Origin of the sequence: Colwellia sp. 6M3, from assembly GCF_014077595.1 — a bacterium.
GTDB lineage: Bacteria > Pseudomonadota > Gammaproteobacteria > Enterobacterales > Alteromonadaceae > Cognaticolwellia.
Genome location: NZ_JACGWF010000005.1, coordinates 84678 through 92253, shown reverse-complemented (window position 1 = coordinate 92253; position 7576 = coordinate 84678). Strand labels below are relative to the sequence as shown.

The following is a 7576-nucleotide window of genomic DNA, read 5'->3' as shown; positions in this document are numbered from 1 at the left end:
ACAGACGGTTGTCGATTTTTTTACGCAAGTCATGCAAATGGATAATTTTACTTTGCGGCAAGAAGCCTTAGAATGAGGGATAATTCACTTTTATTGGTTAAAAGTGAACCCCGAAACTTGAGTTATGATTATAGTGTCTATAAAATAACACGTGTGTAGCAAATAACAAACAGTCAGTCGGTTTTTTAGGCCTAAAAGCTGATTTAATAAAAAACAGGTATATCCAGACGTTATTATTTGGCTATTTATCTAATTAATCGGTTATTAAGTTGATTTCAAAATGAAGTCGTACTTCATTACCAGAAACTTGATCAGGATCAAGGTTATAGATATTACAAGGTTTATACTTTAGGAGTATTTAAAGGAGACTTATTATTCTCATGAAAAATCGATTGAATTGGCTATTAGTAATAATGATATATTTGTCTGTTAATGGACAAGTATTTGCTAAGGCTGTTCATGTCTGTACCGAAATGGCGTATACCGCTTCTGTATTATCATCCGCTAACACAACGATTAATATTCATGAACATCATCAGCCAATTGAGCCGAGAAAAGATAATCACCAAATAAATGAAGTGCATAATACCGCTAAGCCTAAAGCAATGGATAATTGCCATTGCGTAGATTGCGATTGTGTACAAAACATTACAGGACAAGCAAATTCATCATTGTTGCAAGATAACAGTTTTGCAAATTTCTTCCCTGTCATTTCAATAAATGTGGTTAAGTTAAATAGAAACTTTATATCTTTGCCATATACCAACCCTTATAAACCTCCGATTACAATCTAAAACGGGATCAGTGTGCCTTTTTTTCAAGGTAGCTGAACTTGTATTCTATTAGACGTTTAGTGCAATAATTTGTCAAAGTGATTTACATCGCCTAACAAATTAGAACTTCCCCCTGTGCTTTTCGCCACCCATTTAAAAACATTTAATTATACTATTTGGCGTAGAGGAGCTCCTCTGCCCGCCATAAAATACTAAGGCCATATCATGAAAAATGGACTTCTCCAATCGGTTGTAGCAGCAACCTCAATGTCATTAATGACAACTGTTAATGCGCAAGAAAATTCTACTTTAGATATTGGTCGTTTCGCTATTGCAGGTTATGGCGATGTGACTTATATCAACCAATCGAACATGAAAGATGAAACAGGAAACGATATTCAAAATAATGTAGTTGCACGTTTTGTTCCCATATTTTTGTTTCAACTTTCTGAAAAAATTCATATTGAGGCGGAACTAGAGTTCAGTACTAATGCTGAAGGCGAAACCGAAACTGAACTTGAATACGCCAACATGCATTACTTTTTTAATGACAATACCATCATTACCGCGGGGAAATTCTTATTACCCTTCGGTCAGTTTGGTGTGAATTTACACCCAAGTTGGATCAATAAAGCGGCGAGCAACCCAGGTCTTTATGGTGGTCACGGTGGTAATGGTTCGTTAGGTGGAATTACAAGTATTTTGGGAGACACGGGTATAAATATCGCTAATACATGGGATCTAGGTGATGCAGGGAGAATTTTTACTGATTTTTATACGGTCAGTGGTCCAAGGCAAGAAGCCGGAGATCATGGCGGTGGAGTAGAAATGTCAGCTAAAAATGGGGACAACAATAACACCATGGCATTTGGTGGGCGTATCGCTTATGCATTTTTACCTGAATGGGAAGTAGGTATTTCTTATTACTCAGGTAAATATAGTAATGACGGCGACTTAAATTACGATGCTTATAATATCGATTTTAACTGGGTGGGTAGTTATGCCAGTGTTCGAGGTGAAATTTTTGGTTCTAGCGCCGAAACAGAAGGTGAGGATGAACCCATTGAGGTTGATGAACATGGAGAGGAATGGGTAAAAGATTTTGATAAAAGTGGCTGGTATATCCAAGGTACTTGGCAAGCACGCGAGCTAGGTAATGCCTGGTTAAATCCAGTTGAGTTTGTTGTGCGCTATTCAGATATTAAGTCAGATTTTGACGGCAGCATTGGCCATGATTTTGAAGAAGACGCAGGTAAGATGGGCAGTCGTATTTATTATGGTGTCAATTATTGGTTAGAACCAAGTGCTGTATTGAAGTTGGGAGCAGAAAGTACATCAATAGATAATGAAGGTGCAGGTCACGGCGGCATAGTTGATGATCGTGTGTTTTTACAGTTAGCGTTTGGCTTTTAAGGAGATTTACCATGAAAATATTAATATTATTATTGACCATATTTACCTTAACCATCAGTGCATTTTCAGTCCAAGCACAGCATGTCAGCGATCCCTCGTTAGTAGCCGAAGGAGCTAAAGTCTACAGTGAAAATTGTGCTCGTTGCCATAATGCACGTCCTGCAGAAGAGTACACAAAAAAAGAGTGGTCTGTTGTTATTCCTCATATGCGTGCAAAAGCACATATGACAGGTAAGGAAGCATTGGCGGTAGAAGCTTTCTTAGCAAGCACTTTAACTGCTGATGTGCGCAATATAGCAAGCCATGAAAACACGAATTTACCTAAGAAAACTGGTGCTGAATTAGTCACTCAATTCGGTTGTCAGGGCTGTCATCAACTTAGAGGAGAGGGAGGTAAATTAGGTCCTGCTTTAGACAATGTTGTTGCAGATAAAGGTGAGGCATTTGTGCTTAAGAAGTTAATGGAGCCTAAGTTTAATAATGCGGCTTCGGCTATGCCTAAATATCCAATGAATAAGGAAGATATCGCGGCAATTATTGAGTTCTTAAAGCAAGAATAAAACAGCAGGTATAGAGGTGGTTTTGACGGGATTATTTACAGTTTATTTATATTGTCGTCATTAAATTAATCACTGTTTATCTTTTCAGGGAAATAGAATGCCTCTACTCGTTAATGTTTAAGTCTCAGACCTGATATTTGTCAAAAATGATGTTTTTACAAATAGTCACTTGACCTGTGTTTAACACATAGGTGTAAGTTAAGTGTAGGTTTTATAGTTCTTTATTTTCATATTAAGCATCAGCACTTATGTAATGAGAGCAATAGGATCAGTAAGCGCTATGAAGTTAACTTATACCAAACATATGAATTGTCACCTCGTTGTAGATAAGAATGAAAGTGACGCGCACTAAGGAGATCACCATGAATAGATCAACCGCTAGTATTGCCAATAAAAACATCCAAGAGTTAACCATTGAAGGAGCTTGCTGTGCAAGTTGTGTCAATAAGATTGAAACAGCATTAAAAGATATTAACGGCGTAAACAGCGCTGAAATGAATTTTGCCTTACGTTCTGTAGTTGTAAACGGAGATGTCGGCTCTGCTGTTCTGATTAATGCCATTGAAAGAATAGGTTACAGGGCTAGAACCGCAGCAAGGAGCTAGAAATGAATAAATTAATCGGTATAAATACCAGTATAAATCCCCAAAATTTGATTAATAAAGGAGGCTGTTATGTCTGATTTAGATCATAGAGTTGGCGTTAGAGAAATTAACTTAGTAGTAAGAAACCTAAGACTTACCAAGGTAACAGAAGAAAATATCGATGGGCTAATTGCGGAAATAGATCGAATGTTCGGCTTAGATGAAGTCTCTTTCAATCGCAAAGAGCAGAGCATTCATTTAGCTTACGATGCAACCAATTTAGACCTTGATGGCATTGAAAATGTTATTAGAAATCATGGGGCGGATATTCACAATGATTGGTGGACCCGCACAAAAGACAGCTATTACAAATTTTGTGATCAAAACGTCAAGGATAATTTCACACATGAACCTTGGAGTTGTCATAAATCGCCACCAAATTCGAGCAAAAGAAAACGTTAATATCGCGTTAAAAACAACTTAATTAGGAATTACTTATGTTAACGAAAATATCCAAAATAATTACACTTGTCATTTTTACTGTAGTGCTTACAGGCTGTGCAAATAGCGATTTGTCACATCGGTATCTCATGCGTGGCCAAGTAGTGTCAGCAACACCAGACAATATTGTTGTTTGCGTTGGTTTTGATGACGGTGCAAAAGTAGGGCAAATTTTGGAAACATATCGATTTACCCTGAACGATGACAACGATGACGGTGCCGATTTTTTTCAAAAAGTGGAAAAAGGGCAAGTGAAAATAGAAGAAATTATGAATGAACACTTCGCTAAAGTATCGGTTGTAAAAGGTACGGTTAAGAAATTCGATATGGTGCAGTTAAAAAAATAGGAACTTCTCGCTTGCGTGATGTTGGCAAGCTAGGCATCACGCTTTTTTTAAATTAGTTAACTGTTACGGAGGCAGCAATGGAAAGTCTATTTTCATTTTTATTATTTGCCGGGATATTTTATCTCATGATGCGCTTTGGATGTGGAGCTCATATGACCCATGGACACCATGATAAAAAATCCGCTAAAAATAGTTTTATAGATCCTGTTTGTGGGCATGAAGTTGAAGAGGATAAAGGGTATGGCAAACTCGAAAAAGGGCATTTATATCGTTTTTGTTCAAGAGAATGTTTAGATAGGTTTGACCGTGAACCAGGAAAATTTATTGATAAGCAACATGCAATAACACCAAAGGATAATGAACATGAAACATAAAATATCACTGGTTGCATTTGGCCATGCAACAAGCCTATTTCTTGCCATTAGTTTTACTTTATGTGTCATTTTTGGCTTGTTGTTTCCTCAACAAGCCATGTACCCCGTATGGTTACAACTGTTACCAGGTTTTGAATGGATAAGCTGGAAAAGCTTCTTTTTAGGGATAGTAGAAAGCTATTTTTATGGTTGGTTTATTGCCCTTGTTTGGGGGCCGATATATAACGTCGCGGGTAGTAAAAGTAAGTAGTTTAAGCTTTTTATTTACCACTAAAATATTTTGTAATTTTTAATTTAGGAATGCGTATGTGCCCTATTACAGAATCATGAATCATTAATTTATATAGGGTATTTCAAGAAGGATGAAAAATATGCGAATGATAAACACCTTACTGATAACATTATTTTTATTATCAGCTGAACAATTGTCTGCCAAACAAGTAAACATGCATTCTGCCTCAGAATATGACGTATTAACTGAGCAAAATGCAATTGCGCTTGCGCTAGCAAACAATCCTAACCTTGCACAAATTAAGGCCCGATATGAGGCGATGAAAAGCATACCTTCACAAGTTGGTACTTTACCAGATCCAATACTAACCCTAGGGGCTATGAATTTTCCAACGGACAGTTTTGACAGATCGCAAGAAGGGATGACCCAATTGCAAATAGGCGTATCACAGGCTTTTCCTTTTCCAGGTAAGTTAAGCTTGAAAGAAGATATCGCTGAATTTGAAGCCAAAGCCGCTTATTATGATGTTGCTGAAATGCGTTTACTATTAACGAAGAATGTCAGTAATAAATGGTGGCAGCTGTTTTATTTAGACAGAGCAATAGAGACGGTTGATAAAAATCAAGCATTGCTAAAGCAATTTATCGAAGTGGCGAAAACAAAATACACAACAGGCAAAGGACTACAACAAGATGTCTTATTGTCCCAATTAGAATTATCAAAGCTAATAAACCATAAAATTCAAATAGTGGCTTTAAAAGCAACCCAGATAATTCAATTAAATATTTTAATGGATATAACGCCACGTTCACCTATTACCCTGGCAAATAAATTAAGTTTCAATCAACCGCATTTATTGGCCGAAGAACAACTCTATCAATTAGCCATAAGGTCTCGGCCATTACTTCAAAAGCACAAAAAATTAATATCAGCGGCTAATTCTCGGCTTGATTTAGCTGAGCGAGACTATTATCCCGATTTTAATATTGGTGTTACATATGGTGATCGCATAGGCCAAAATTCACAACCGATGGGCGGCGATAGAGCGGATTTATTTTCTATTAAACTCGGTATTAAAATTCCCTTATTTGCCAGCACTAAACAGTCATATCGGGTAAAACAAAGAATCAGCGAACAGTTTAAATCCAAATATGCTTATCTCGATGAAAGCAACCAGGTAAAGGCTGATATCGCTAGATATATCACTGATTATCGTCGCTCTGAACAGCAACGTTCTTTATTTGAAACAGGCATTTTACCACAAGCAAGACAAACCGTTCAGTCCATGTTAGTCGGTTATCAAGTCAGTGAAGTGGATTTTTTAAACCTAGTCGGCAGCCAAGTAACTTTATTTAATTATGAGCTACAGTTTTGGCAATCAGTCTCTCAAAGTAATCAAGCATTAGCATCGATACAAGCCTCTATTGGCAAGGAATATATATATGAATAAATCCACGTTGTTCACCGCCATTATTATGTTGGTTATTGGCTTAGGAATAGGCTATTTTTTATCTGATCAAGGAGAGGGGCCTGCTAACGCGCTAGCAGATAACGTTTCCGTACCGAAAAATAATGAAAATCCCCTATTTTATCGAAATGCTATGAATCCATCGGTTACTTCACCTGTACCAGCAAAAGATGCCATGGGAATGGATTATACGCCAGTGTATGCTGTCGAAACTGATCAAAAAGCGGTATTGGGAACGGTTAAAATAGATCCCGTGGTAGTTCAAAATATTGGGGTTCGCACCGGTATTGCAAAAAAAGAGTCAATGAGCCGCACTATTCGTGCTGTTGGTCGGGTTGATTTTGATGAACAAAAAATGGCACGTTTACATCCAAAAGTTGAAGGTTGGATTGAAGACTTAAACGTCGATAAAACAGGTGAGACGGTAAAGGAGGGAGATGTTTTAGTGAGTATTTATTCGCCAAAATTAGTATCAACTCAGCAAGAATATTTATTGGCGTTGAACAGCCTAAAATCACTCGAAAATAGTCCTTTTGAAGATGTTGCTCGAGGTGCTAAAGACATGGTTGCCAGCGCCCGAGAGCGCTTAAAGTTACTTGATGTGCCAGAGCATCAAATTGTTGAACTTGAAAAAAGTAGAAAAATTAAAAAACAGCTACACATCCATACACCTGTAGATGGCACTGTGACACGCATTGGTTCTAGGCAGGGGCAATATGTAACGCCTAAAACTGAGTTATATATGGTGGTAGATTTAAGCCAAGTATGGGTTTATGCCGATGTATATGAATATGAGTTACCCTGGATTAAGGTCGGCGATGAAGTCGAAATGACCTTAGTCAGTGTGCCAGGAAAAATATTTTCAGGTCGTTTAGGTTATATCTATCCTTATGCCGAAGCAAAAACGCGTACCACAAAAGTTAGAATTATTTTTGATAATCCGGAACAGTTACTTAGACCAGATATGTTTGCTGAGATAACCATACATTCAGACGTTAATGAAGCTGCCATTGTAATTCCTTCACAAGCCGTAATTCGCTCGGGTGAGCGTTCTCAAGTTTTTGTGGTAACTGAACCCGGTCGATTTGAACCAAGAATAGTTACATTAGGCATAGAGTCAAATGGCAAGGTTGCCGTGCTCTCTGGTTTGATTGAGGGGGAAGAAGTCGTGACTTCTGCGCAATTTATGGTTGATTCAGAATCAAAGCTACGTGAAGCCACGGAAAAAATGATGCTACAGCTACAAAACAAAAAATCTAGTAATAATAAAATGCCTCCAATGGACATGAAAAACTCTGTTGAAATGAAAGTTAAGGAGCAATAA

General features: G+C 37.6%; 10 protein-coding genes. All 10 read left to right on the top strand.

The genetic code is table 11. The features are described 5' to 3' along the window. Positions 1-380 precede the first annotated feature (380 nt). The 10 genes from H4J50_RS02475 (at position 381) to H4J50_RS02430 (ending at position 7576) form a co-directional block, all read left to right on the top strand. Entirely contained in the window at positions 381-794 is a 414-nt protein-coding gene (locus tag H4J50_RS02475; protein WP_108456762.1) for a hypothetical protein, read from the top strand. 204 nt (positions 795-998) lie between these two features. Beyond that, entirely contained in the window at positions 999-2186 is a 1188-nt protein-coding gene (locus H4J50_RS02470; RefSeq protein ID WP_182254235.1) for a porin, read from the top strand. An 11-nt stretch (positions 2187-2197) separates the two neighbouring features. Beyond that, on the top strand, positions 2198-2746 hold the full coding sequence (locus H4J50_RS02465) for a cytochrome c (protein WP_182254233.1): 549 nt from the start codon (positions 2198-2200) through the stop codon (positions 2744-2746). Between the two features lie 362 nt (positions 2747-3108). Next, positions 3109-3351 (top strand): cation transporter, encoded by a 243-nt coding sequence (locus tag H4J50_RS02460; RefSeq protein WP_108456759.1) that lies wholly within the window; start codon positions 3109-3111, stop codon positions 3349-3351. 69 nt (positions 3352-3420) lie between these two features. Further along, positions 3421-3792 carry a cation transporter gene (locus tag H4J50_RS02455; protein WP_182254231.1) on the top strand — a complete coding sequence of 124 codons (372 nt, stop codon included), beginning with the start codon at positions 3421-3423 and terminating at the stop codon, positions 3790-3792. Positions 3793-3827: 35 nt separating this feature from the next. Then, a complete protein-coding gene (locus H4J50_RS02450) occupies positions 3828-4178 on the top strand; it encodes a hypothetical protein (RefSeq protein WP_182254229.1) in 351 nt (116 codons plus the stop codon). A 77-nt stretch (positions 4179-4255) separates the two neighbouring features. Beyond that, positions 4256-4552, top strand: a complete 297-nt coding sequence (locus H4J50_RS02445; RefSeq protein ID WP_182254227.1) for a YHS domain-containing protein — start codon at positions 4256-4258, stop codon at positions 4550-4552. Further along, positions 4542-4802, top strand: coding sequence for a DUF5676 family membrane protein (locus tag H4J50_RS02440; protein WP_182254225.1), 261 nt, complete (start codon positions 4542-4544; stop codon positions 4800-4802). Before H4J50_RS02445 ends, H4J50_RS02440 begins: the two co-directional genes overlap by 11 nt. Before the next feature lie 121 nt (positions 4803-4923). After that, complete coding sequence (locus H4J50_RS02435; protein WP_182254223.1) at positions 4924-6234, top strand: TolC family protein; 1311 nt, start codon at positions 4924-4926, stop codon at positions 6232-6234. Then, entirely contained in the window at positions 6227-7576 is a 1350-nt protein-coding gene (locus H4J50_RS02430) for an efflux RND transporter periplasmic adaptor subunit (protein WP_182254221.1), read from the top strand. The genes H4J50_RS02435 and H4J50_RS02430 overlap by 8 nt, the downstream gene beginning before the upstream one ends.